This window comes from Trueperella sp. HMSC08H06 (assembly GCF_001808465.1).
Classification (GTDB): Bacteria; Actinomycetota; Actinomycetes; order Actinomycetales; family Actinomycetaceae; genus Trueperella; species Trueperella bernardiae.
In genome coordinates, this window is record NZ_KV793339.1 from 95,399 (window position 1) to 121,526 (window position 26,128).

Annotated in this window: 19 protein-coding genes; 6 read left to right on the forward strand and 13 right to left on the reverse strand. The window is 66.9% G+C overall.

The genetic code is table 11. The features are described from left to right. Positions 1-8: 8 nt before the first annotated feature. From sucC to HMPREF3174_RS00420, 7 genes are all read right to left on the reverse strand, one after another. Complete coding sequence (gene sucC / locus HMPREF3174_RS00390; protein ID WP_062613887.1) at positions 9-1,181, reverse strand: ADP-forming succinate--CoA ligase subunit beta; 1,173 nt, start codon at positions 1,179-1,181, stop codon at positions 9-11. 106 nt (positions 1,182-1,287) lie between these two features. Beyond that, a complete protein-coding gene (locus tag HMPREF3174_RS00395) occupies positions 1,288-3,285 on the reverse strand; it encodes an acyltransferase family protein (RefSeq protein WP_083200518.1) in 1,998 nt (665 codons plus the stop codon). Next, positions 3,282-5,822 (reverse strand): DNA helicase PcrA, encoded by a 2,541-nt coding sequence (gene pcrA, locus HMPREF3174_RS00400; protein WP_246783042.1) that lies wholly within the window; start codon positions 5,820-5,822, stop codon positions 3,282-3,284. Before pcrA ends, HMPREF3174_RS00395 begins: the two co-directional genes overlap by 4 nt. 193 nt (positions 5,823-6,015) lie before the next feature. Further along, a complete protein-coding gene (locus tag HMPREF3174_RS00405; RefSeq protein WP_070444992.1) occupies positions 6,016-9,327 on the reverse strand; it encodes a family 20 glycosylhydrolase in 3,312 nt (1,103 codons plus the stop codon). A 128-nt stretch (positions 9,328-9,455) separates the two neighbouring features. Beyond that, positions 9,456-9,746 (reverse strand): hypothetical protein, encoded by a 291-nt coding sequence (locus tag HMPREF3174_RS00410; protein ID WP_148132135.1) that lies wholly within the window; start codon positions 9,744-9,746, stop codon positions 9,456-9,458. Between the two features lie 170 nt (positions 9,747-9,916). Next, complete coding sequence (guaA, locus tag HMPREF3174_RS00415; RefSeq protein WP_070447308.1) at positions 9,917-11,479, reverse strand: glutamine-hydrolyzing GMP synthase; 1,563 nt, start codon at positions 11,477-11,479, stop codon at positions 9,917-9,919. Between the two features lie 9 nt (positions 11,480-11,488). Continuing rightward, entirely contained in the window at positions 11,489-12,493 is a 1,005-nt protein-coding gene (locus HMPREF3174_RS00420) for a pseudouridine synthase (RefSeq protein WP_070444998.1), read from the reverse strand. Positions 12,494-12,684: 191 nt separating this feature from the next. On the opposite strand from HMPREF3174_RS00420, the gene pta reads away from it, so the two are divergent. From pta to HMPREF3174_RS00440, 4 genes are all read left to right on the forward strand, one after another. Further along, entirely contained in the window at positions 12,685-14,316 is a 1,632-nt protein-coding gene (gene pta, locus HMPREF3174_RS00425) for a phosphate acetyltransferase (protein WP_070447311.1), read from the forward strand. A 14-nt stretch (positions 14,317-14,330) separates the two neighbouring features. After that, a complete protein-coding gene (locus HMPREF3174_RS00430) occupies positions 14,331-15,503 on the forward strand; it encodes an acetate/propionate family kinase (protein ID WP_068538500.1) in 1,173 nt (390 codons plus the stop codon). Between the two features lie 80 nt (positions 15,504-15,583). Beyond that, positions 15,584-16,012: a GNAT family N-acetyltransferase gene (locus HMPREF3174_RS00435; RefSeq protein ID WP_070447314.1), complete on the forward strand. Its 429-nt coding sequence runs from the start codon at positions 15,584-15,586 to the stop codon at positions 16,010-16,012. A 71-nt stretch (positions 16,013-16,083) separates the two neighbouring features. Continuing rightward, positions 16,084-16,983 carry a polysaccharide deacetylase family protein gene (locus HMPREF3174_RS00440; RefSeq protein ID WP_083200520.1) on the forward strand — a complete coding sequence of 300 codons (900 nt, stop codon included), beginning with the start codon at positions 16,084-16,086 and terminating at the stop codon, positions 16,981-16,983. Between the two features lie 80 nt (positions 16,984-17,063). Here HMPREF3174_RS00440 and HMPREF3174_RS00445 read toward each other — a convergent pair whose 3' ends face one another. From HMPREF3174_RS00445 to HMPREF3174_RS00465, 5 genes are all read right to left on the reverse strand, one after another. Further along, the gene (locus HMPREF3174_RS00445) at positions 17,064-19,232 is read right to left on the reverse strand and encodes an FtsX-like permease family protein (protein WP_070447317.1); all 2,169 of its coding nucleotides are present in this window, start codon (positions 19,230-19,232) and stop codon (positions 17,064-17,066) included. Further along, positions 19,229-19,900 (reverse strand): ABC transporter ATP-binding protein, encoded by a 672-nt coding sequence (locus HMPREF3174_RS00450; protein WP_070445010.1) that lies wholly within the window; start codon positions 19,898-19,900, stop codon positions 19,229-19,231. The genes HMPREF3174_RS00445 and HMPREF3174_RS00450 overlap by 4 nt, the downstream gene beginning before the upstream one ends. Then, positions 19,885-20,418, reverse strand: coding sequence for a PadR family transcriptional regulator (locus HMPREF3174_RS00455; RefSeq protein WP_070445013.1), 534 nt, complete (start codon positions 20,416-20,418; stop codon positions 19,885-19,887). Before HMPREF3174_RS00455 ends, HMPREF3174_RS00450 begins: the two co-directional genes overlap by 16 nt. Before the next feature lie 162 nt (positions 20,419-20,580). After that, the gene (locus HMPREF3174_RS00460) at positions 20,581-21,963 is read right to left on the reverse strand and encodes a class II fumarate hydratase (protein ID WP_068538502.1); all 1,383 of its coding nucleotides are present in this window, start codon (positions 21,961-21,963) and stop codon (positions 20,581-20,583) included. Positions 21,964-22,054: 91 nt separating this feature from the next. Then, positions 22,055-23,170, reverse strand: a complete 1,116-nt coding sequence (locus tag HMPREF3174_RS00465) for a GuaB3 family IMP dehydrogenase-related protein (protein WP_068538503.1) — start codon at positions 23,168-23,170, stop codon at positions 22,055-22,057. A gap of 116 nt (positions 23,171-23,286) precedes the next feature. Between HMPREF3174_RS00465 and HMPREF3174_RS00470 the strand changes: the two genes are divergently transcribed. Further along, complete coding sequence (locus HMPREF3174_RS00470) at positions 23,287-23,970, forward strand: exonuclease domain-containing protein (RefSeq protein WP_070445019.1); 684 nt, start codon at positions 23,287-23,289, stop codon at positions 23,968-23,970. A 111-nt stretch (positions 23,971-24,081) separates the two neighbouring features. Here HMPREF3174_RS00470 and guaB read toward each other — a convergent pair whose 3' ends face one another. Further along, a complete protein-coding gene (guaB, locus tag HMPREF3174_RS00475; protein ID WP_062613870.1) occupies positions 24,082-25,584 on the reverse strand; it encodes an IMP dehydrogenase in 1,503 nt (500 codons plus the stop codon). 159 nt (positions 25,585-25,743) lie between these two features. On the opposite strand from guaB, the gene HMPREF3174_RS00480 reads away from it, so the two are divergent. Continuing rightward, positions 25,744-26,070: a WhiB family transcriptional regulator gene (locus tag HMPREF3174_RS00480; protein WP_082661203.1), complete on the forward strand. Its 327-nt coding sequence runs from the start codon at positions 25,744-25,746 to the stop codon at positions 26,068-26,070. Positions 26,071-26,128 lie beyond the last annotated feature (58 nt).

Sequence of the window (26,128 nt, forward strand, 5' to 3'; positions counted from 1 at the left end):
TTGCTCCCCTACTTCGCTGCCAGCTCGGCCGCCTTGACGGCGGCTCCATCCATCGTGTCCACTAAAGTCACCAGTGGGTGGTTCGCCTCGTTGAGGATCGCCCGGCCTTCCGCCACGTTGTTGCCATCGAGGCGCACAACGATCGGCTTGGTGGCCGCGTCCCCGAGGATCTCGAGCGCCTTGACGATGCCGGTGGCCACCTGGTCGCATGCCGTGATGCCACCGAAGACGTTGACGAACACCGACTTCACATCCGGGTCTCCGAGGATCACGTCCAGGCCGTTCGACATGACGGTGGCGTCCGCGCCGCCGCCGATGTCGAGGAAGTTCGCCGGGCCCACGCCGAACTTTTCGCCCGCGTAGGCGACGACGTCGAGCGTGGACATCACCAGGCCCGCGCCGTTGCCGATGATGCCCACCGAGCCGCCCTCGAGTTTGACGTAGTTGAGGCCGAGGGCCTTCGCCTTGGCCTCGAGCGGGTTCTCGGTCTGCTTGTCCACGAGCGCCTCGTGCTCGGGCTGGCGGAAGCGGGCGTTGTCATCCACGGTCACTTTGCCGTCGAGCGCGATGATTTGACCGTCCGTGGTCCTGACCAGAGGGTTGACCTCCACGAGCGTGGCGTCCTCGCCCGCGTAGACCTCGCCGAGTTTGACGATGACGTCGGCTACCGCCCCCTTGAGTTCCTCCGAGAAGCCGGCCGCGTCCACGATCTCACGCGCCTTGGCCGCATCCACACCAACGTTCGGGTTGACCGGGACCTTCGCGAGCGCCTCGGGGCGCTCCGCCGCGAGCTGCTCGATCTCCATGCCGCCCTCGACCGAGCACATGGCGAGGTAACGCCGCTCGGAGCGGTCGAGGAGGATGGAGAAGTAGTACTCCTCGGCAATGTCCGCGCCCGACGCGATGAGGACGCGGTGAACGGTGTGGCCCTTGATGTCCATGCCGAGGATCTCCTCGGCCTTCTCCCTGGCCTCTTCCGCGCTGCGCGCGAGCTTCACGCCGCCCGCCTTGCCGCGGCCGCCCGTCTTGACCTGTGCCTTGACGACCACCAGGTCGCCGTCCTTGAGCAGCTCCGTCGCCGCTTCAAATGCTTCATCCGATGTTGCCGCAACTCTGCCCGCCAACACGGGCACTCCGTGCTTGGCAAAAAGGTCGCGTGCCTGGTACTCGTAGAGATCCACGAAGTGTCCTTTCGCTTGGCGAACGTCCCCGATTGTCTCGACGCCGAGACATCTCTTTGAGCATAGCGAAATATCTTCTCCGCCGCTCACTATTTGGCGTACTTTCCTACTTCCCTAGCTCGGCGAGCGCGGCTCCCTTCCCGAGCGTCAGTTCCGCGGAAAACTTCTCTATGGATTCCTTCATGAGGTTGCCATAAAAATTCGCGCCCTCGATCGAGGTATGCGTGGCGTCCACCTGCAGCAGGTTCGGGTTCTCGGAGGCCGCCTTGTGCCAATCGACCAACATGACGTTGGGGTACTCCCCGGCCACCTCAGCCAGCGCCTCGTTCGAGGAGTCGATGAACGTGGAAGGCGAATACAGGTTGACTAACAGGACCATTCGGTCCGGGCCGAGCGCCTGGATGACGGCGCGCACCACGTCCGCATCCGACACGCCCGCGTTCGTGCCGTAGTGGAGGATGACGACGCGTCCGATCGAGCCGTCCGCGAGCCCCGCCTGCACCACCCCGAGCGCCTCGGACCACTTCAGGTTCGAGCGCGCCAGGAACGTGATGCCCGGCATCGCGTACTCCAGGCCCGTCTTCGAGGCCGCCACCATCGAGTCCCCAATCGCGGTAACTTCCGGCCACGTGGGCATCGAGGTGTCGAGCGTCGGCGAGAGCGAGGTTTCCGCAGGGTTGAGCGGGACGTCCGCCTGCGGCGTCATGCCCTCCCCAATCGTCGTGTCCTCATTTTGCTCGATCGTGAGCTGGGTCTGGCTCTTCGCCGGCGCGACCACCAGCCCCACACCCGTCGCCACGAGCGCGATCGCCACGACACCGGCGCCCACCTTCCCTGCTACCGTCTGCCACACCTCACCATAGGCCCATGCCAACGATGCACGGATGCCCCGCTTGCGCACCGGGGTCTCGAGGTAGCGGTAGGAGACCTCGCAGATCGCGGCGGTGAGGGCCACCGCGACCAAAGAACGTAGCAGGTAGGCCACCGACCCGAAGGCCACCGGGTAGGCAACCCCGACCATCACGAGGACCGGCCAGTGCCACAGGTACAGGCCGTAGGAGCGCGTGCCGATCCAGCGCGGCACGCGCCATTCGCCCATCATCGCCAGCACGGAGCCCGGAACGAGCATGGAGGCGATGAGCACCACCGTCAGTAGGGAGGCGAGGAACATCCCGCCCACGTAGGCCCACGGCCCGGTGTCCGGCAAGATCAGCATGAAGACGAGGAGCAGGGCGAGGGCCGCCCACCCGTACCAGGCGGAGAACTGGCGCCAGTGGGCTCGCCCGAGCAGGCTCCCGTCCGCCCACAGGAACGCCAACCCGATGCCGATCGCGATCCCGAACAGGTGGGTGTGAGTGCCGTAGTAGACCGTGGTGGCGTTGGTGCCGTTGTAGAGCACCATCATGAGCCCGGCCGATCCGAGGGCCAACCCGGCCGCGAGGGCGACGCGCGACCGCCAGCCGGGCAGTAGCGCCAGGACCACCAGCATGAGCAGCGGCCAGAATAGGTAGAACTGTTCCTCTATCGCCAACGACCAGAAGTTTTTGAATAGGTTGGGCGTGGTCTGGTCGAAATAAGAGGAGCCGTGGGCAATCTCCAGCCAGTTCGTGGAGAAGGTCAGGGCGCCAAGCACCTGGCGCCGCACACCCACCAGCAGGTCCCTGTTGATCGCGAGCGCGACCGGCACCACCACGAGGATGAGGGCCACGAGCGCAGGGATGAGGCGCCGCAAGCGGCGCTGCCAGAAGGCTTTGAGGTTGATGTAGTTATTCTTCCGGTCCTCGCGCAGGAGCAGGGTGGTAATAAGGAAGCCGGATAGGACGAAGAACACGTCCACGCCCAGGAATCCGCCCCTGACCAAGCCGGGGAACAAGTGGTAGGCGATGACCGCCGTCACCGCCAGAGCGCGCACGCCGTCCAGGCCGGGAATGTAGCCGCCGTGGTCGGACATGGACGAGCCGAGGTCCGCGGCCGACGCCGGCCGCGGACCGCCGGAGGCGCGCCCGCGCCCAGCCCCTCGATCCGCACCCCGCCCGGTCCCCGGCGGCTCAGAGGCTTGCCTCGCATCGTGCGCGGGGCGAGGGGTATGCAATCCGTAACTCATGAGACCTTCTCCAGTGGTGCGAAGCGCAACATGAGGCGCTTGGTGGGCCCCGACTTGAACGTCACCTTCGCAATCGTGGACCTGCCCTTGCCCTCGAACGCGATGATCCTGCCGACCCCGAAGGACTTGTGGCGGACCGTGTCGCCCACGGCCAGCCCGCCCGTCTCAGGCACGTCGCTCGAGCTCGGCGCCTGACCGGAATCGGCCTGCCGGTCCGCCCCGCCAGCGCCAGCCGCGCCTGCCGAGCCAGCCGCGCCCGACGTCGTCGTGCCTCCGCCCTGCCCCACTCCGCTCTCCTGGCCGAACTTTCCGGGCACGAACGCGCGCCCGTCGCCGGCGCCGAAAGCCGGGGCGAAGTCGTCATCGAAAGAATCGGAGTAGCGCGAAGTGCGCCGCGAGCCGGACCAGCCATTCCCCCAGCCGGTACCGTGGCGCAAGGTCTGCATGGCCGATTCGTCCCGCCGCCACTCGATCACGCCCTCCGGGATCTCCTCCAAGAAGCGCGAGGCCGGTAGCTCCTGGGGCGCGCCCCACTGCGAGCGCGCCCCCGCGCGGGTGACGTACAGACGCTGGCGGGCGCGCGTGAACGCCACATAGGCCAGCCGACGCTCCTCCTCTAGCTCCTCGGGCGAGTTCATCGCGCGGATGTGCGGGAACGTGCCGTCCTCCATACCCGTGACAAACACGACCGGGAACTCCAGACCCTTAGCGGTGTGAACGGTCATGAGGATGACCTCCCCCTCGCCCCCGTCCTCATCCGGAATCTGGTCCGAGTCAGCCACAAGCGAGACCTGGTCGAGGAAATCGCCGAGCGTGCCGCCCTCATTGACCACGAGGAAATCGGAGGCCACGGAGTGGAACTCGGCCAGGTTCTCCACCCGCACCTCGTCCTGCGGGTCATTCGACTTCTGCAACGTCGCCAAATACCCGGAGCGGTCCATCACCTCATCGAGCACGTCCGCCGGCGCCGCACCCGCCTCCGCCTTCGCGCGGATCTCCTCGAGCATGAGCGCGAACTCCCGCATCGCGTTGATGGCCCGCGCCTGCAGGCCCTCCACGGGCGCGCGCCCAGCCTCGAGGGCGGAATCGGGGTGGGCGACGTCGGCAAGCGCCGCTCCGAACGAGATCTCAAAGCGGGCGGCGTGTGCCGCCACCGCGTCCTCCGCCTTCGCCCCCAACCCGCGCCGCGGCTCGTTGAGGATACGGCGGATCGAGACCGTATCATCCGGGTTGGCGATCGCGTGGAGGTAGGCGATCGCGTCCTTGATCTCCTTGCGCTCGTAGAACTTGGTGCCGCCCACCACCTTGTACGGGATACCCGAGCGGACGAACATTTCCTCCAGCGCCCGCGACTGAGCGTTCGTACGATAGAACACGGCCACCTGGCCGTAGGTGTAGCCCTTGCCGCGTAGCGAGTCGATCTCCTCCACGATGAAGGAGGCCTCATCCGACTCCGCGTCGGCCACGTAGCCCACAATCTTCTCCCCGCTACCCGAATCCGTCCACAGCCGCTTCGGCCGCCGCCCGGCATTGTTCGCGATCACCGCGTTCGCAGCCGACAGGATGTTCTGCGTGGAACGATAGTTCTGCTCGAGCAGGATCGAGGTGGCGTTCGGGAAGTCCTGCTCGAAGTCCTGAATATTGCGGATGGTGGCGCCACGGAAGGCGTAGATCGACTGGTCCGCGTCCCCCACCACGGTCAGCTCCCCGTGCGGATCGTCCCCCTCATCCCCCACAAGCACGCGGATCAGTTCGTACTGGGCCACATTCGTATCCTGGTATTCGTCCACCAGAATGTGGCGGAAGCGCCGCCGGTAGTACTCGGCAATCGCCGGGTTATCGCGCAACAGGTTGACCGTGAGCATGATGAGGTCATCGAAATCCACCGCGTTCGCCGCCGTGAGCCGACGCTGATAGCCGGCGTAAGCCTGGGCGAGGACCCGCTCGTCCCGGTTCAGGTTGCGCCGCTCGAATTCCCACGCCGTGACCATCTCATTCTTCAAGTCCGACACCTGGCGCAGTAGCTTCTTCGCCGGGAACTGCTTCGTGTCAATGTTCTCCTCGCGCGCCACCATGGTCATCAGCCGGTTCGAATCCGCCGCGTCGTAAATCGTGAACGTGGAGCGCATCCCCAGCGCCTCGTGCTCCGCGCGCAAAATCCGCACGCACGCCGAATGGAAGGTGGAGATCCACATCCGCGTGGCCGACGGGCCGATCATCGCCTCCAGACGCTCGCGCATCTCCTTCGCCGCCTTGTTCGTGAACGTGATCGCGAGGATCTCCCACGGACGCACCTTCCCCGACGAAATCAAGTGCGAGATGCGGGTGGTGAGCACCCGCGTCTTGCCCGAGCCCGCACCTGCCACCACGAGCAAGTGCCCGCCCTCATGCACCACCGCTTCGCGTTGCTGGGTGTTCAGCCCCGCGAGTAGCGGATCCTCGGTAGTAGGGGCGATCAGCCCGGGAGGCGCGGCTACCGGACGGCGGACATCATTGGCTTCCTGCGCTGCCGCGACACGGGCTCGCAGGCGCTCCATAGCGTTTTGATAAGCATCAGACATAACGACTTCAGCTTAATTGACCCCTCCGACAAACTTGTCAGGCGCCCCGTGCGCCGCGGATTTCTGCGCAAATCCCGGGCTTGTGCGCGAAGTGTGCCACGGCGTCGTTCACGACGCCGTGGCACGCCCCGCTGGGTGCACGATCCGACCGACCGCGCGCCCACTCGCCCTAGCTCAGGTCAACCATGCGGCCCCAGCCGTGGCCGACCTCGGTGGCTGGCCCCCAATAGCCCGTGCCCGTGTTCTTGTAGAAGAACAGCTTGCCGTCGTCACGGACGCCGATCAGATCATTCAGACCGTTGCCGTCCCTGTCGCCGGGAACCGTGACGTTGACAAACGGCTCCCAGCCACCGCCAATCTGGCCCGCGCTTACCAGCGCCCCGCCGAACGTGCCGGCGTAGGCGAACATCTTGCCATCCGAACGGATCGCCACCACGTCCGAGTTCGCATCGCCGGTTAACTGCCCCGTGCCCACGATCACGGTCATATCCGACCAGCCGTGGCCGATCTTCGTGCCGTTCGACAGGCCCGCGCCGCTGATCTGGTAGCGGTACAGGTCGCCCGTGGCCTTCTGCCGCGCGATCACGTAGTTCGTGGACGAATTGCCGAGCTTGCCGGCGAAGGACACGTTGTCCATCGACGTCCACCCGTGGCCCACCTGGGCACCCTTCGACAGGAACCCGTTGCCGGTCGAGTAGTAGTAGAAGGCGTCGCCGTCGGCGGTGATGGCGAGCAGGTCGGCCCGCCTATCGCCGTTGACGTCCGGGATCGCGGTGATCTCCGCCAGGTCCACGTCCGGGCAGTGCACCACGCCCTGGTGCACCATCCCCGCCCCGCGGCTGGCGTAGAAGTGGATCGCGCCGTCGTCGGACAGCGACCACATGTCCGCCAGGAGGTCGCCGGTGGCCTCACCCAGCAGGTTCGTGGCGCGCGCCGGCCGAACCGGCCCCGCCATCGCCTCGCACTGCGGCGGGGTGGGGTTCTCCGGCTCCTCCGGATCCACCGGACCGCCGGGGTTCTCCGGATCCTCCGCGACCACCAGGGTCACCTGCGCGCTCACGGCCTTGTCCGTATCCCCGCCCACGACCATCGTGATCACGCCACCGTGCGTGCCCGCGGGGAGGGCGGCCGCCGCGTCGTCGGGCAGGGCGAACTCCCACAGGCCCGCCTGCGCGCGGTTGTTGTTGTTCGCATCGTTCGCCGGCAGGTACGGCCGCATCGACGTTGCCGTCAGCGCCATCGGCTCAAGCCCGTCGAACGTGACGGTCGCGCTCACGCCGTCGGCCGGCGTCGCGGGCGAGTACCCGTAGCCGACGACGCCGTCGGGCACGGCCACCGCACGCACCAACGGCTGGTGGTTGATCCCGTAGGCGTAGAAGTCGGCGCCCTGAACCGTCAGCGCCGGCATGGTGTCCGCGAGCCGCGTGCGCAGGTTGTTGATCCGGCCCGTGCGCAGGTTCTGCGGGGTCCACCCGACCTCGGCCGCCGCCATTGCGCGCGGGAACGCCGGGAAGAAGAAGTCCTGGATCGAGCGCACGTGCTCGTTCCACATCGCGCCCTCGATGCCGAGAAGCTGGCCGGGCTGCAGGCCCATGTCCGCCTCGGGATCGTAGTTGTAGAACTGCTCCAGGCCACACGCGCCGCCGCACGCCCAGGTCGCGCCCCAGATCCCCGGGCCGGCCTTCTGCGGGAAGTACAGGTTGGAGGCGTGCGAGAAAATGGCCTTGCCGCCGGACGCGGTGAGCCCCGCGGCGAAGCTCGCCTTGGCGCCGTTCCACAGCTGCATAACGTCACCCTGCTGCGGCACGTTGCCGTTCGGCGCCCACTCGTTCCACCCGATCGGAGTGACGTCGAACTCGCGAACCATCGCTGAGGCCTCGCGCAGGAACTCAACCGCGGCACCCGGGTTGGCCTGGTCCATCTTGTGCGTCTCGTCGCCGCCGATGTGGAAGTACTCGCCGCCAACAATCCCTTGCACCTGACCCACCACGTGGCGCAGGAACTGCCACGTGTACTCCGAGTTCGGGTCGAGGTAGGACTCGCCCACGTCCGAGGTGTTCTGCGGCGGCGCCGTCACGTACTGGGACGGGTCGGTGATCGGCTGGCCGTCGTCGCCCACCGTGCCGTCGTGCGACGAACCGGGCGTGTTCAGCTGCGGGATCGCCTGGAGGATGCCCTGGCTGTGGCCGGGCATGTCCACCTCGGGCACGATCGCGATGTGCCGATCCGCCGCGTAGGCCACGATGTCACGCAGGTCGTTCTGCGTGTAGAAGCCGGTCACGCCGGGCTTCGAGTTCCGGTCGGTCGGCCCCATCGCCGTCTGGCCGCCGACGGCCGTCAGGCGGGTGTAATCGATGGTATCGCCGTCCTCGCGTCCATCATTCGTGATCTCGATGCGCCAGCCCTGGTCGTCCGTCAAGTGCAAGTGCAGGTAGGAGAACTTGTACATCGACATGACGTCGATGGCCTGCTTGACCTCGTCGACCGTGTAGAACGAGCGTGCCGGGTCGAGCATGATGCCGCGGTAGGCGAAGCGCGGGGAGTCCTCGATCGCCACGCTGGGCACCTGCCACGGGCCGGCCATCGGGGTGGTCATCAGCGCCCACGGACCCAGCAGTTGCAGCATCGTGCGGCCGCCGTTAAAGGCGCCGTGCGTGGTCGAGGCTGTGATCGTGGCGGCCTGGGCCGTCGTCTTGAGCGTGTAGCCCTCCTCGCCCAGACCCTCGGCGGTGTCAAACATGATGTCCGCGGCCGGGTCTACCGACTCGGCGACCACCGGCAAGTCAAAGCCCGTGGAGGCGCGCAGGATCTGCGCCACCTTCTCCGCCTCGGCCTGCATGTCCGCCGCGGCCACGATGTCAGAGGTGGAGGTCAGCTCGAAGGTTCCCGCGTCCGCGGCCTCGTAGCTAGCCGGCAACGGGACGAGCGCCGGAAGTTGCTCCGACTCGCCGACCGTGCCCAGCACCTCGATCTCCCAGATGCTGACGGGCCACTCGCTACGGTGACCGAGGGTGGTCATGCGCAGGTAGCGGCTGGTGACGTTGAGCTCGCTCGAGACCTTGTCCTGGAACTTGCCCTCGTACACCCCGTCGACATCCTGCCAGGTGGTGCCGTCGGCCGAGACCTCGAACTTGTACTTGGTGGCGAACTGGCGACCCCACGTGATGTTGACCTGCTGGATGTCCGCCGGCTGGCCGAAGTCGAAGGCGAGCCACACCGGCGGCTCCTTCTTATTCGCCGACCACCGCGACGCGTCCTGCGCGAACCACTTCGCCTCGCGGGTCGCATAATCCGTGCCGTCGTCGCCGTCAACCGCACGATCCACGGTGAAGCTACTACCGGACTCGTAGCCCGACGCCGTCACCACCGTGTCGGCAAGCTGTGCAATATTGACCAGTTGATCGTCATCGACCTCGGCCGTCGCAATCGACGTGGTGCCGAATGTCAAGAGAAGGGCCGCTAACGCCGCGAGAACCCGCATTTTTCCTCATTTCGCCATTGAAATAGTCAGCTCGAGGATATCAGGAAGGTGATACAAGCGCTGTCAATTGTGCGAAGTTGCAGATCGCGGGCGGTACGGGTGCCCGCCGGTTGGGCTACCGTCCGCCTTCAAACGGGAACGGCTCGAGCGGCGCAGCACCCCACGGGCAACCCCGGACGCACATTGATGTGCTTTGGCGTTAGGTCGCCGTTCTTCGCGGCGAGGACGGTACGGTCGCGGTGCTCGGCGAAGAAGCGCTCGAACTCCCGGACAGGTCCGGCTAGCTCATTCTCGGCGTATCCTCCCCACATGGCTACCGTGACGCCCGCACCCGCGATGAATTCCTTCGCGAGGTCAAGGACAAAGGCGAGGGCCCACTCGCGGTCGCCGTCGGGCAATGCGGCCCAACACTCACGCACCTTCCCCCAGGTTCCAAGCGCCCTCCAACGACATGGCCGGATTAAAACAATCTGGACGATTTCAGCGCGATCTCTTCATATGCGAAGATGACGCCGAAATCGTCCAAATTATTCTAAAACGCCGCCGCCTGCCGCGGGCCGACGGCCACCAGGCCCCTGCCCGCAGGCGCCTACTCCCACTCGATGGTCCCCGGCGGCTTGCTCGTCACGTCGAGCACCACGCGGTTGATCTCATCCACCTCGTTAGTGATGCGGTTGGAGATCTTGGACAGCAGGTCGTAGGGGATGCGGGTCCAGTCGGCACTCATCGCGTCCTCGGAGGACACGGGCCGCAACACGATCGGGTGGCCGTAGGTGCGCCCGTCGCCTTGCACTCCCACCGAGCGCACGTCCGCCAGTAGCACCACGGGGCACTGCCAGATCTCGCGATCGAACCCGGCGGCGGACAGTTCCTCGCGCACGATCGCGTCCGCTTCGCGCAGGATGTCGAGCCGTTCGCGGTTGACGGCCCCCACCACGCGGATGCCCAGGCCGGGCCCGGGGAAGGGTTGGCGCCACACGAGCTTCTCGTCCAGCCCGAGCTCCAGGCCGATCGCCCGCACCTCGTCCTTGAACAGGTCGCGTAGCGGCTCCACGAGCTCAAAGTCCAGGTCGTCCGGCAGGCCACCCACGTTGTGGTGAGACTTGATGTTGGCCGTGCCGTCCCCGCCGCCGGACTCCACCACGTCCGGGTAGAGCGTGCCCTGCACAAGGAACTTGATCTCCTTGCCCTCGGCGCCCGCCTCCTCAACCAGCGCGCGCTGGGCGGCCTCGAAGGAGCGGATGAATTCGCGGCCGATGATCTTGCGTTTGGTCTCCGGGTCCGTCACGCCCTCGAGTGCGGAGAGGAATCGCTCCGACTCGTCCACCGCCACCACGCGGATGCCGAGCGATCCAGCGTAGTCGCGCACCACCTGCTCGGCCTCACCCTTGCGTAGCAGCCCGTGGTCCACGAACACGCACGTGAGCTGGTCGCCAATCGCCTTGTGTACGAGCGCCGCCGCCACCGACGAATCCACGCCGCCGGACAGCGCGCAGATCGCGTGCTTGTCTCCCACCTGTTCGCGGATCTTGCGCACCTGGTCCTCGATCACCGACGACGAGTCCCAGTTCGCCTCCAGCCCCGCGCCCTCGCGCAAGAAGGCTTCGATCTGCTCCTGGCCGTACTCGCAGTGCTTGGCTTCGGGGTGCCACTGCAGGCCGAACAGGCGCCGCTCCACGTTTTCCATGGCCGCCACCTGCGCGCCCGGCGTCGTCGCCGTCACGGTAAAGCCCTCCGGGGCCCGCGTGACCGAGTCGCCGTGGCTCATCCACACGCTCGCCATGCCGCCGGCCGGGCCGGTCACGACGCCGTCCGCCACCATCTGCGCCGGGGCGTTGCCGTACTCCTTGTCGGCCCTGCCCACCACGCCGCCGAGCGCGTGCGTCATCTGCTGGAAGCCGTAGCAGATGCCGAGCACGGGGATGCCGGCCTCGAGGATTGCGGGGTCGAGCTGCGGGGCGCCCTCGGCATACACCGACGACGGCCCACCCGACAGGATGATCGCCACCGGCTCCTTCTCCAGCACCCGCTGCGCGCTCCACGAATGCGGGACCAGCTCGGAGTAATAGCCGGCGTCGCGCACGCGGCGCGCGATCAGTTGCGCGTTTTGCGCTCCATTATCAATAACCAAAACTGGGCGTAGTTCACTCACCCCACCAGACTACCGCGTCAACAGCTCCAGTGTCCTGCGCGTTCGCACCACCACGGGCTCATCGTCCATCGGGTCGGAGAACTCCAACCCCGCTGCCAACAGTTGCGTGGGGAACGGCCGCCGCGCGGTCTCCTCCAGGCTCATCACGCGCGGGTAGAGCGGGTCGCCCGCGATCGGCACCCCGAGGTAGCTCATCGTGGCACGCAGCTGGTGCAGCCGCCCCGTCACGGGTCGCAGCTCGTACAGCGCCAGCCCGTCCGTGAGCTCCCGCTCCTTCGCGACGAGCGTGCGCGCGTTTGGCACGCCCTCCCCCACGCGCACCGCGATCTCCCCCGGCTCCCGGGTCAGGTGCAGCTCCACGTTCACGACGCCGTCCGCGCCCCTCCCGCCCAGGGCCGCGGCGTGCCCAGGCCCGGCTTCGACGACGCCCGCCCGGCCCGCGAGCGCGCCCAGGTCGATCGATGGCGCCACCGCACGATAGACCTTGCTCACCTGGCGGGCGGCGAACATGTCCTGGTAGGGGCCACGCCAGCGCGGGTCAAGCGTGAGCAAGACGAGACCGGCGGTCTCGGCGTCGAGGCGATGGGCCGCGGAGACGTCGTCGTTGGCAAACTGGCGCCGGGCCGCGACGGTCACGGACCGGGCGACGTAACTGCCGCGCGGGATGGTGGCGATGCCGTGGGGCTTGTCGACGATGATGAAGCGCTCGGCGCGGTGGACCACGTCGAGGACGATGGGGCGCTCGGGCTCGTCGGGGACGGGGCGGAAGATGTACAGGCGCGTGCCGGGACGGTACGTGTCGGCGGCGCAGGCCGGCACGGAAAAGTCGTAGAAGGCGTCCCCGTCGAAGATCCCGGCGCCCTCCGCTCCGAAGCGCTCCGCCGCCCACTCCCCGAGCGTTGCAAACTCACGCTCGGGAAGCACCACGGGCGAGGCGTTGATCCCGCCACGCAGGGCGGGCCGGGTGGCACGCTGGTACGCCGAGCGTCGTTGCGATCGTGGCCTGCGCCCCACGGCCCCTCCTTTTCCCTTGCGCTTTCCCTTGCGATCCGGCCGGAATCCCGGCCGGTGTCTCGCCCTTTGGTCCTGCACTTCCCGTGCACGGCTTCATATGGAATTATGCCGAAATTTGTTCATCCCCTACCCAAACGTGGGACGATAGGAACACGGCTCGGCCGTGGAACAAGATCATGAGAGAGGATGACATGACCAAGAGCGTCTACTTTACCGCAGCAGAGGGCAACTCCGGCACCCGCCCCGTCGTCCGCGCGGTCATCGAACAGCTCACCCAGGACTACCCCAAGCTCGGCCTCTTCCGCGCCTTCACCAACGGCCCGATCGACACCGACGATGAGTTCATTGACCTCATCAAGCTCGTGGGGCGCGAGGAAGACCTCGACATCGCGTGGGGCACCACCCGCCAGGCCTACGTGCGTAACGAAGAAGCGGCTATGACGGACCTCGTCAAGCGCTATACCGACTACGCCCAGAATTTCGACGCCGTCCTCATCCTCGGCCTCCTTGATGGCGATCCGGTCAACCCGGGTATGCTCGCCCGCACGGGCCGCGCCGCCGCCAACCTCGCCACCTCGGTGTTCGTGGTGGTCTCCGCCGCCCTGCGCACGCCCGAGCAGGTGGTCAACCTATCCCACCTCGTCTCGCGCGAGATCCAGGGCGAGAACGCGCCGATCTCGGCCGTGGCCGTCACCTCCGCCGAGCACCGGGTGGAGCAGGAGAAGAGCCCCGAATACGCCCACATTCCGATCGTCTACTTCTACGACGGCGAAGCCGTGGAGCTGACGGATACCGACAGGGCGATCGTGCGGGCGTCGATGGAGCACGGCTCGGACGTCATCACGCCGCTGAGCTTCACCGCCTCCCTCATCTCCCGCGCCCGCGCCCAGCGCAAGCGCATCGTTATGCCCGAGTCGGCTGATGACAGGATCCTGCGCGCGGCCGACGAACTGATCCGCCGCGAGGTGGCCGACATCGTGTTGCTCGGCGAGCGCGAGGACGTGCTGGCCCGCGCCGCCCACCTCGGCCTCGACCTCGATGGGGCCGACATCGTCTCCCCCGCCAACCCCGACCTCATCGCGAAGTACGCCGCCGAGTTTGCCCGAGTGCGCGAGAAGAAGGGCGTCACCTACGACCAGGCCGTGGAGACGATCAAGGACCTGTCCTACTTCGGCACCATGATGGTCCACATGGGGGATGCCGACGGCATGGTTTCCGGCTCGATCAACACCACCGCCAACACGATCGTTCCCTCCTTCCAGATCATCAAGACCAAGCCGGGCGCGGCTCTCGTCTCCTCCTGCTTCCTCATGCTCATGGAGGACCGGGTCTACGTCTACGGCGATTGCGCCGTGACCACCAACCCCACCCCCGAGCAACTGGCAGGCATCGCCGTGTCGTCGGCCGAGACGGCCGTGCAGTTCGGCGTCGACCCCAAGGTCGCGATGCTGTCTTACTCCACCGGCACCTCCGGCAAAGGCCCGGACGTGGACGCCGTCGTAGAGGCCACGCGCATCGCCAAGGAGCAGCGCCCCGACCTCCTCATTGAGGGCCCGATCCAGTATGACGCCGCCGTCGATGCCAAGGTCGCCGCCACCAAGCTGCCCGGCTCGCCCGTGGCCGGCCAGGCCACCGTGTTTGTCTTCCCGAACCTCAACGCCGGCAACATCGGCTACAAAGCGGTCCAGCGTTCCTCGGGCGCCGTGGCCGTGGGCCCGGTCCTGCAGGGCCTGAACAAGCCCGTCAATGACCTCTCGCGTGGCGCGCTCGTGGAAGACATCGTCAACACGGTTGCCATCACCGCTATCCAGGCCCAGAACTAATCAAAGGAGAATCCGTGACAGTACTCGTCATCAACTCTGGATCGTCGTCGATCAAGTACCAGCTCATCGAGCCCGATTCGGGCACGACGCTGGCCAAGGGCCTCGTGGAGCGCATCGGCGAATCCACCTCCCACCTCGAGCACGAGGTCGAGGGGCAGACCTTCGAGCTCGACCAGCCGATTGAGGATCACGCCGTGGGCCTGTCGCTGGTGATCGACATGTTTAACACCCACGGGCCGGCGCTCGCCGACGCCGGGATCCGCGCCATCGGCCACCGCGTGGTTCAGGGCGGAAAGTACTTCGACAAGGCCGTGCTCATCACCGACGAGGTGGAGCAGATCATTGAGAATCTCATCCCGCTCGGCCCGCTCCACAACCCCGCCCACCTCAAGGGCATCAAGGTGGCGCGCGAGATGTTCGACGTGCCGAACATTGCCGTGTTTGACACCGCGTTCTTCCAGTCCCTGCCGAACGAGTCCGCCACCTACGCCCTCAACCGTGACGTGGCCGAGAAGTACCAGATCCGCCGCTACGGCGCGCACGGCACCTCCCACCAGTTTGTTTCCGGCGCGGTGAGCGAGCTGCTCGGCCGCGATGACCTCAAGCAGATCGTGCTCCACCTCGGAAATGGCGCCTCGGCGTCGGCGGTAGTGGCCGGAAAGGCAGTGGACACGTCGATGGGCCTGACCCCTCTCGAGGGCCTGGTCATGGGCACCCGCACGGGCGACATCGACCCGGCGGCCGTCTTCCACCTTTCGCGCGAGGCCGGGATGAGCACCGACGAGATCGACACCCTGTTCAACAAGCAGTCCGGCCTCAAGGGCCTGGCGGGCGACAACGACATGCGCCAGGTGCGCGCGCTTGCCGCGGCGGGCGACCCGCACGCAACGGAGGCCCTCGAGGTCTACGTCCACCGCCTGCTGCACTACGTCGGCGCCTACACCGCCGTCATGGGCGGGCTGGACGCGATCACGTTCACCGCCGGCGCTGGTGAGAACGACGCCGACCTGCGTGCTGAGGTATGCGCGCGCCTGACGCCGTTCGGCGTCAAGCTCGACCTGGAAAAGAACGCGGTGCGCTCGAAGGAGGCCCGCGTGATCTCCACGCAGGACTCGGCGGTGACCATCTGCGTGGTTCCCACCAACGAGGAGCTCGCCATCGCACGCCAGTGCATGGAGATCATTTAATCTGTTACCTTTCGCGGGGCGACGTCGCCGGACACGGCCGGTATCGCCCCGCGAAAGCAATTGTCTAGGAAGAGGACCTCATGTCTATTGAACTTGCCACGTCAGCAACCCCGCAGCTCGAGGCCGCGTTCGCTCGCCTCATCCCCCAGCTTTCCTCCACCGCGGCGCCGATGGACATCGAGCAGATCGACCAGCTGCTCGCCCAGCCGTGCATCGGCCTGTTGCTGTTCAAGGACGAGGGCGAAATCCTCGGCATGCTTCCCCTGGTGACGTTCACCATCCCCACGGGCACGCGGGCGTGGATTGAGGACGTGGTGGTTGACGACGCGGCGCGCGGGAAGGGCGCTGGTCGGGCACTCGTGGAGGCAGCGTGCGACCTTGCAACGACGCGCGGTGCGAAGAGCGTGGATCTGACGTCCCGCCCGTCGCGCGAGGCCGCCAACCGTCTGTACCGTCGGTGCGGATTCGAAGCGCGCAAGACCAACGTGTATCGTTACGGCGGGAAGTAACGGTTTTAGTGCCCACCCGCCTCCCCCTGCGGGTGGGCATCGGCGAGCTTTCGGGGGAATAGGCTAGAGGCATGAGGTTTTTTCGTAGCAGTTTGGCTCTCGCGCTCGCGCTCGCGCTGACTGGATGTACCTCCTCTGTACCTCCCGAGCCGTCCGCCGCGCAGCCGCTCGATTTTTCCAAGGCGCCCACGTCCGGGTATGAGATCGACAACGATCCGGAGTTCGCCCCGCCGAACACGTGGGGACCGCGCGGCACGGCGAGGCCCGGCGTCGGACCCGGCGGGCTCCCGCTTGCTCCCGGGCCGAATGCGAACCGCGCCGCCGCGCCCAAGCTGGAAGACGGGCGGGTGGACTGTTCGCAGGCCCGGTGTGCGGCGCTGACCTTTGACGACGGTCCCGGCCCGTACACCGATCAGCTGCTGGATACGCTTAAGGACACGGGCGTGCCTGCCACGTTCTTCCTGGTGGGTTACAAGGTCGAGGGCGGGGCGGCCACCGTACAGCGCGCCGCCGCCGAGGGCCACGCGATCGGCACCCACACGTGGAGCCACCCCGTCCTGCCCAAGCTCGCCGAGGGCGCGATGCGGGCGGAGATGGCCTCCCCCATCGACGCGCTGACGGCCATCGGCGTTCACACCGACATGATCCGCCCGCCCTACGGAGCCCGGAATGCCACCGTGGATGCCGTGGCCGACTCGCTCGGGCTGGCCGAGGTCCTGTGGTCGGTCGACACGCGCGACTGGGAGTCGCTCTCCACCCCCTCCGTCATCAACGAGGCCGTCACCGCAGCTCACCCCGGTGCGATCATCCTCATGCACGACATCCACCCCACGTCGGTGGCCGCCGTGCCCGACATCATCACCAAGCTCGAGGCGCAGGGCTACGTGCTGGTCACTGTCCCCGAACTGCTCGGCGATTCCTTCGGCACGGGCAGGACGATCTACTCCCAAAACCAAGTCAAGGCCCACTAGCCCGGCCCTGCGCGGGCGACGCCTTGTCACGACGCCGCCCGCGCGGCCCGCGTCCACAGTCCGCGTCTGCTCGGCGCTTCTTATTCGGTGCGGTTGACCGCGAGCCGTGTCATCTTCTTCATCGAGGGCAGGATCGCGACGATAGCGAGGCCGGCCGCGATGAGCGCCCCGATGAGCGCCGCCACATATGTACCGGTGAAGCGCGCGTCGAGCGTGTAGGACACGGCGTGCATGAGCACGAAGCCGGCGCCGATGCCCGCGGCGGTGGCGATCGTGGACATGACCACCAGCGGTACGAAGGACTCCACCAGAACCATGGCGCCCAGCTGGCGCAGGGTCATCCCGCACAGGCGCAGGCTGAGCAGCGATCGGCGTCGTTCGAGCAGGCCGGAGTAGGTGGAGACGACGAGCGAGATGACTGACACGACCAGCGTGACCGCGATGCCGGCATAGGTCAGTTGCGTAAAGAAGCGGACTGTCGTGTCGGGGCTCTTCGTGGCCGACTCGATGAAGATGTCCTGGGCCCGGCCGGCCACCACGTTGCGTAGCGCCTCGATGTCGCCCGCCTCGCGCAGCTTCACGAGCGCCACCACGGACGTGACGGGCTGGCCGCCATCGTACTCGATGTAGGCGCCCGCGTTCGCCTCGAGCTCCCGGGCCACTTCGGCCACGTCGGCCCCGTAGTAGTCGGCCTGGGCGCCGGACGCGTAGGGGTTGATGGCCACGACGCCGTCGTCGCACGCCACGTCGTCAACGAACCGTGCGGCGTCGGCGCAGGGCATGACCATGTAGGCGCCCGCGAGCTGGGGGTAGTCATGTACCTCGCTCGCCCAGGGGGAAAAACGGATTTGGGCCACCTCCGCCGTGTTCATGCCGTCCACGCGCACCACGCCGGGGGCGAAGCCGTCGGAGCGCTGGTCGAAGAGATCCTCGGGCACGTCGGAGACGGCGGTGAGGAAGAAGCTGCCCGCAAACAGGGCGAGCACCACACCGACCACCGAGCGCGACACGCGGCTGGCGTGGGCACGCACGTAGGAGGAGCCGATGAAGAGGTCGGCGGAGCTGGTGAGGCGGCGGACCAGCCCGCCAAGTGCGTAGGTGAACCACGGCCCGGCCAGCACCAGGCCGATCATCGTGGCGATCACGGCCGCCATGAGCTGATAGACCGTGTTGCCGTTGCCCTGATTTTCGTCCACGGTTGCGTAAATGTGGACGAACGCGCCGATGCCGGCTGCGAGCGGCAGGAGGCGCAGGGCGCCGGGGCGCGCTTCGCGCTTCTGGCGCCGGGCCACGCCCAGCGGCGAGAGGCGTAGCCCGCGCATGCCCCAGGCGTTGGAGAGGAAGATGAGCGCGATCGTGGCAAGCGCCACCGCCACCCAGTGGAGCGGGGTGACGTCGATGCGTGAGGGCCACTGCCGCCCACCGCCGAGCGTGAGTTCAAACAGGGCCGGGCGCGCGGCAAAGTAGGCAGCCGCGCCGATCACCAGGCCGCCCGCGGCCGCCACGAGTGACTCGAAGGTGACGATCATGAGGATCTGCTTGTTCGTGGCACCCACCAGGCGCAACGCGGCGTAGCGCTGCTCGCGCTGCACGCTGCCGAGTTTTGCCGCGATCGAGATGAGGATGAGGACGGGGAAGAGCACGATGGCCACCCCGAGGTAGACGACGGCGCCGATCACCTGAAACTCGAGGTCCACCAACGGCTCGTTGAAGCGGTAGACGGCCACAGAGTCGGGGATGTCGGCCTTGTCCACTCCCATGATGACCAGCTGCTCGTCAGGCCCGGCCACCATCGACTCTGGAAGAACCCCGAGCTTCGTGCTACCAAAGCGCATCCCGACATCGTAGGCGCTGGTCTCCATGATATCCGAGACAGCGGGCGAAACCCAGTACTCCCCCGGCTCGGGCCAGCGCGGCAGACCCGCGGGCAGCTCGGGCGAGCCGGTGTCGGTGGCGACTTGCATGACAGAGGTGGCGTGGTCGCCGAGCGCGTAGGCGGAGTCGAGGCGCAGCTGCATCCACAGGGGGTCGCCGTCGCCGGGGGCAAGCTCCTGGTCGTACCAGAACGCCGACCGCGCCTGGTCGTATCCCTGGCGCCAGACAGTATACGAGCGGTCGAAGAGCGCGTGGTGGTAGGCGGAGAAGAGGAAGAGGATGAGTACACCGAAGGCGACCGCCCAAGTGAGCAGAGCGAGGCGGCCGCGGCTGCGGGCGGCGCTGGCCTTGAAAAGCTGGGCTGCGAGTTTCATTGCCCCTCGATCCGGCCGTCCCGCACCACGACCTCACGGTCGGCGTAGGCGGCGATCATCGGCTCGTGGGTGACCATAACCACGGTCAGACCCTCGGCGCGGGCGAGGCTGACGATCATCTCCATCACCTGCTCGGAGGCGAAGGAGTCGAGGGCGCCGGTCGGCTCGTCGGCGAACAGCACCTCGGGCGTGATGATGAGGGCCCGGGCGATCGCCACGCGCTGGGCCTCGCCGCCCGAGAGCTGGCCGGGCAGGGCGTCCGCCCGATCGGACAGCCCCACGCGCGCCAGCCACTCGCGAGCTCGCCGTTCGGCGTCGTTCTTGCGCACCCCGCCCAACATGAGCGGGACCATGACGTTCTCCAGGGCCGACAGCTCGGGCACGAGCTGGCCGAACTGGAATACGAAGCCGAACTTTGTGCGGCGCAAGATCGTGCGCTCGGCGTCGGGCAGGGAGTCAATCCGGGCGCCGTTGAGGGTGACCGTGCCCTGGTCGGGGGCCTCGATCGCGGCGAGCGTGTGCAAGAGCGTGGACTTGCCCGAGCCGGACGGGCCCATGATGGCCAGCACCTCCCCGCGCAACACGTCGAGGTCGATCCCCCGCATGGCGTGGGTGGGCCCGAAGCTCTTCGTGAGCCCGCGGGCCTCGAGGATCACATCGCGGACCATAGTTCCTCCTTCAGGTTGGTCAGGCGGCTGGCGGTCATGTCCATCCAGCGGATGTCGGCTTCGATGTGGAAGATCGCGTTGTCAAGCAAGATGCGCTCGGCCAGGTTTGCTTCACGACGCCGGGCGATGAGCTCGCGCATCCGGGCGATGTGCGCTGACTTTTGGGCGCGAAGGAAGGGGGCGGCGTCGCCGTGAATCATGAGGGCAAGCACCACCTTCATGTAGAGGGTGGCCTGGAGGGTGGGCGCGGGCGGCTCGGGCTGATCGAGCCAGGCGAGTAGGCGCTCGTTGCCGAGATCGGTGACCGCGTAGCGCGTGCGCTCAGGGCCGGCGGAGGCGCCCGTGTCCGCCACCTTCTCGATCGCGGCGTCGCGGGCCAGGCGGCCGAGCACGGCGTAGAGCTGGCCCGGCAGGATCGGCTTGTCACCGCCGAACAGGCAATCATAGAGCTTCTTGAGCTCGTAGCCGTAGGTGGGCTCCGTGGAGATAAGGCCGAGGAGCGCGAACTGGGTGCTCATATCCCCTCTATTCACTCAGTGACTAGTATGTCTAAAAGAGTACCCCCTCTATTCACCCAGCGAATAGAGGGGGCTCAGACCCAGGGATGACCCGGGAGACGGGCAGCCGGCGTCGTCGGGCTAGCTTCCCGGCGACGCGCGGGCGGCCCGGCAGCTGGAATACTAGCGCTCGCCCACCATGGTCGAGACGTCGAGGGCCGCGTTCAGCGTCTCCTCATCGATCTCGCCACGCTCGACGAAGCCGAGGTCGATCGCGGCCTGCTTGACCGTGATGTTTTCCTTGACCGAGTGCTTGGCAATCTTCGCCGCATTCTCGTACCCAATGTGACGGTTGAGCGGGGTGACGATCGACGGCGAAGACTCGGCCAGCTCCAGGCATCGCGCCTCGTTGGCCACGAGCCCGTCCACCGTGCGCTTGGCCAGCACCTCGGCCACATTACCCAGGATGTTGATCGACTCAAGCAGGTTCTGGGCCATAACCGGTAGCATAACGAGCAGGTCGAAATTTCCCTGGGCGCCGGCGAACGCGATGGCGGCGTCGTTACCAATGACCTGTGCGGCAACCTGGACCGTGGCCTCCGGGACCACAGGATTGACCTTGCCCGGCATGATCGACGAGCCCGGCTGGAGGTCGGGCAGGTGGATCTCGCCGATGCCGGCGCGCGGGCCGGAGCCCATCCAGCGCAGGTCGTTGGCGATCTTGACCAGCGAAATGGCGACCGTGCGCAGAGCGCCCGAGGTCTCTACCAGGGAATCCTGCGCGGCCTGCGCCTCGAAGTGATTGGCGGCCTCCACGAAGGGCAGGTCCATGTGCTCAGCGATCAGCTCGATGACGCGGGCGGAGAAGCCGGCCGGCGTGTTGATGCCGGTGCCCACGGCCGTGCCGCCGAGCGGTAGCTCCGCCAGGCGCTCCTCCGTGGCCTCAACGCGCGCAATGCCGTAGCGCACCTGCTGGGCGTAGCCGGAAAACTCCTGGCCGAGCGTGATCGGGGTGGCATCCATGAGGTGGGTGCGCCCGGACTTGACCACACCCTTCCACTCCTCCGCCTTCGCCTCGAGCGACTCGGCGAGGATGGCGAGCTTGGGTAGCAGGCCGTGGCGGAGCGCCGCCAGCGCCGCGATGTGGATCGAGGACGGGAAGACGTCGTTGGAGGACTGCGAAGCGTTGACGTGGTCGTTCGGGTGGACGTCCAGCTCGTCGCTCGAGGCGAGGGTGGAGAGCACCTCGTTGGTGTTCATGTTGGAGCTGGTGCCCGAGCCGGTCTGGAAGACATCGATCGGGAACTGGTCATCGTGCTCGCCGGCGATCACGGCGTCGGTAGCCTTGACGATGGCGTTCTTGCGCGCGTCGTCCAGCACGCCGAGCTCGTTGTTGGCGATCGCGGCGGCGCGCTTGATCTGGGCCAGGGCGTGGATGTGCGGGGGCGTGAGGGTCTTGCCCGAGATCGGAAAGTTCTCAACGGCCCTTTGAGTCTGGGCACGGTAGAGGGCGTCAGCGGGAACCTTCACTTCGCCCATCGTGTCGTGCTCAATGCGGTACTTCATGGTCACTCCTTCGCAACTCAAGTGGACGCGGCCATTTTCCCACGATTTCCGGGGGTCAGCCACGGCCTTGCGCTCCTAGCTTAGGGTATCCTTAGGAAATCTGCCCCACGGAGATCTGCACGCGCTGGAACTCCTTCAGGTCAAGGTAGCCGGTCATCGCCATCGCGTGGCGCAGCGCCCCGGTGAAGTTAGTCAGGCCATCCGCCGACGACGACGGCCCGCCGATAATCTTCTCCAGCGGCGCGCGCGTGCCCACATGGACCCGCTCCCCGCGCGGGAGCGAGCGGTGATAGACCTCCGCACCCCAGTGGTATCCGCGGCCGGGTGCCTCGGTGGCGCGAGCGAGGGCGGTGCCAAGCATGACGCCGTCGGCGCCGCACGCGATCGCCTTGACTAGGTCGCCCGACGTGGAGATCTGCCCGTCGGCGATGACGTGGACGTAGCGCCCGCCGGTTTCGTCCATGTATTCACGACGCGCGGCTGCCACGTCCGCGACCGTGGTGGCCATCGGAACCGCCACTCCCACGGTGCGGCGGTTGGCGGTGGTGGCCCCGCCGCCGAAACCGGCGAGGACGCCGGCGGCACCGGTGCGCATGAGATGAAGGGCCGCGGTGTAGGACGCCGCGCCGCCCACAATCACAGGCACGTCAAGTTCGTAGATGAAGCGCTTGAGATTGAGCGGCTCACGGTTGGAGGAGACGTGCTCGGCGGAGACGGTGGTGCCACGGATGACGAACAAGTCCACGCCCGCGCCGGCCACCGTGCGCCAGTATTCCTGGGTGCGCTGCGGGGACAGGGCGCCGGCCACAATCTGGCCGGCGTTGCGGATCTCGGCCAGGCGCTCCACGATCAGCTCGTCCTTGATCGGCTCGCGGTAAACCTCCTGCAGGAGGGCCGTGGCCGTTTCCTCCGGTTCGTTTGCGATCCGCTCGAGGATCGGCTCCGGGTCCTCATACCGAGTCCAGATACCCTCGAGGTCCAGCACGCCGACTCCGCCCAGCTCGCCGATGCGGATCGCCGTAGCCGGCGAGGTCACCGAATCCATCGGGGCTGCCATGATGGGGATCTCGAGCAGAGCCGCGTCCAGCTGCCAGGTGATCGAGACGTCGGCGGCGTCGCGGGTGCGGCGCGAGGGGACGATCGAGATGTCGTCAAAAGAATAGCCAACACGTGCGCGCTTGCCGCGCCCAATTTCCGTTTCACTCACCCCTATAGATTAGCCCATCGCGCCACCACCGCTGGGTGGGGCGCGGCGGGGAGCACGACGCTTTCGAAAAGTGTCGGAGACGCCATTTAGACTGGGGGAAAACACAAGGAGCTGATATGTGGACCACCCTCCCCCGCGCGGGTTTTGATACGGAAACCACGGGCATTGACGTGTTCAATGACCGCTTGGTCACCGCCGCGATCGTCATCCAAGATGGCGGGCGCGAAGAACGCTACACGTGGCTCGCCGATCCGTGCGTGCCGATCCCCGAGGCGGCCGCCGCCGTCCACGGCATCACCACCGAACGCGCGCGGGCCGAGGGGCGCCCGGCTGTAGAGGTGCTGGCCGAGGTCGCGGACATGCTGGCCCGGCACATGGCCGGCGGCAACCCTGTGGTGGCCTACAACGCCTCGTATGACATCACGCTGCTCGAATCCGAGCTCGCCCGCCACGGCCTGCCCACGCTCGCCGATCGACTGGGCGGCGAGGTCTACCCGGTGATCGACCCGTACTTCCTCGATCGGCACGTGGACCGCTACCGCAAGGGCAAGCGCCGCCTGGAAAACCTCGCGGCGCACTACGGGGTGGCGCCCGAAACGTTCCACGACGCCGAAGGGGACGTCCTCATGACACTGCGGGTGCTCGATCGGATTCTGGAGAAGTACCCGGCCATGGCCGAGGCCCCGATCGACGTGGTGATCAACGACCAGCGCAAGGCCTACAACGAATTCATGGACTTCATCACGCGCAACAAACCGAACGCGAGCTCGGAGCCGCGCGGCTGGCCGATCGCCAGGTAAGCCCCCCGCCGGCCGTGCCGCCCGAAGCTGGCCGGCACCCGGGAATGCGCGAGGGCGGCGGCCGACCGGACGCCGCCCTGGGCACCTCGGGGTGAGCCCCGAGTGTCGCGTCTAGTTGTGCGAGCTGTAGTTCGGCGCCTCGGCCGTCATCTGGATGTCGTGCGGGTGCGATTCACGCAGGCCAGCTGCGGTGATCCGCACAAAGCGGCCCTTGTCCTTCAGCTCCTGAATCGTGCGCGCGCCCGTGTAGAACATGGTCTGATGCAGGCCGCCCACCAGCTGGTAGATGACCGAGCCGAGCGGACCACGGAACGGCACCTGGCCCTCGATGCCCTCGGGCACGATCTTGTCATCCGAGGACACGTCGGCCTGGAAGTAGCGGTCCTTCGAGTAGGACACGCGCCCGCGCGAACTCATCGCGCCGAGCGAGCCCATACCACGGTAGGACTTGTACTGCTTGCCGTTGACGAACACAAGCTCGCCCGGAGATTCCTCGCAACCCGCCAACAACGAGCCAAGCATCACTGTGGAGGCGCCGGCCGCGAGCGCCTTGCCGATGTCACCCGAGTACTGCAGGCCGCCGTCGGCGATGAGCGGCACGTTCGCCGGGCCGCACGCCAGGGAGGCCAGGTGAATCGCGGTCACCTGCGGCACGCCAATGCCGGCGACCACGCGGGTGGTGCAGATCGAGCCCGGGCCCACGCCCACCTTGACCGCGTCCACTCCGGCGTCGATAAGCGCCTGGGCACCCTCCGTGGTGGCCACGTTGCCGCCGATCACGTCCACGCCGTCGAAGCGCGAGTCGGCCTTGATCCTACGGATCATGTCGAGCGCCAGCTTGGCCTCACCATTCGCGGTATCCACCACCAGCACGTCCACGCCCGCCTCGGCCAGCGCCTCGGCGCGCTCCCAGGCATCTCCCCAGTAGCCAACGGCTGCGCCCACGCGCAACCGGCCGTGCTCGTCCTTCGTTGCGTGCGGGTACTTCTCCGACTTGGTGAAGTCCTTGACCGTGATGAGGCCGGTGAGACGGCCGTCGTCGTCGATCAGGGGAAGCTTCTCAATCTTGTTCTCGCGCAGAAGACGGGCAGCCTCCTCACGCACGATCCCCTCACGGCCGGTGACCAGCGGCATCGGCGTCATCGCCTCGGACACCCGCATCGTAGCCCACTGTTCCTGCGGGATGAACCGCAGGTCGCGGTTGGTGATGATACCGAGCAGCGTGTTGCCCTCGTCCACCACCGGCAGGCCCGAAATCTTGTACTGGCCGCACAGCGCGTCCAGCTCGTCAATCGTGGCGTCCGGGCCGATCGTCACCGGGTCAGAAATCATGCCCGACTCCGAGCGCTTGACCACGCGCACCTGCTGCGCCTGGTCAGGGATCGAGAGGTTGCGGTGCAGGATACCAATACCGCCCTGGCGCGCCATCGCGATCGCCATGCCCGCCTCCGTCACAGTATCCATCGCCGCGCTCAGCAGCGGGACGCGCACGGAAATGTTGCGAGTCAATCGTGACGTGGTGTCAACCTCGGACGGCACCACATCCGTGGCATTCGGCAGGAGGAGGACATCATCGTAGGTTAAACCAACAAGTGCGAAAGGATCATTAGTCACCTTTCCATCATATGCGGCTGGCCAGCACAACTACACCCGATCTCATGCCGCGTTCACCACGATCCGATGTCCAGACATTTTCTCAGCGCTGAACTTGGACTATTCCAAAAAATGGGCGTGTAGGGTACTGTCGTTAGTGGATTCTCACGACGCCGAGATATGGCGCTGAGCGACTCGAAGGAAGTGAACGTGGTAGCTCGCATCAAGGATGTGCAGGGCGCACTGGTCGACTATTGGGACTGGCAGGCACTGGGATCGTGCAACACGATGGATCCGGAGTTCTTCTTCCATCCCGAAGGTGAGCGCGGCGGTCCGCGCCGGCGCCGCATCGAACGAGCGAAGCGAATCTGCCAAACCTGTCCCGTTCTCGACGAGTGCCGCGAGTACGCCCTCTCCCACAACGAGCCCTACGGGGTGTGGGGTGGCCTGTCGGAAGAAGAGCGCAACCGCCTGTCGCGTCAGCGCCGCCGCAGCCGCGCTTCCTAGCCAGGCACGGCAACCGGTTTCAATTCACTGGACGTTTTCGGGGCGATCTCCCCATATG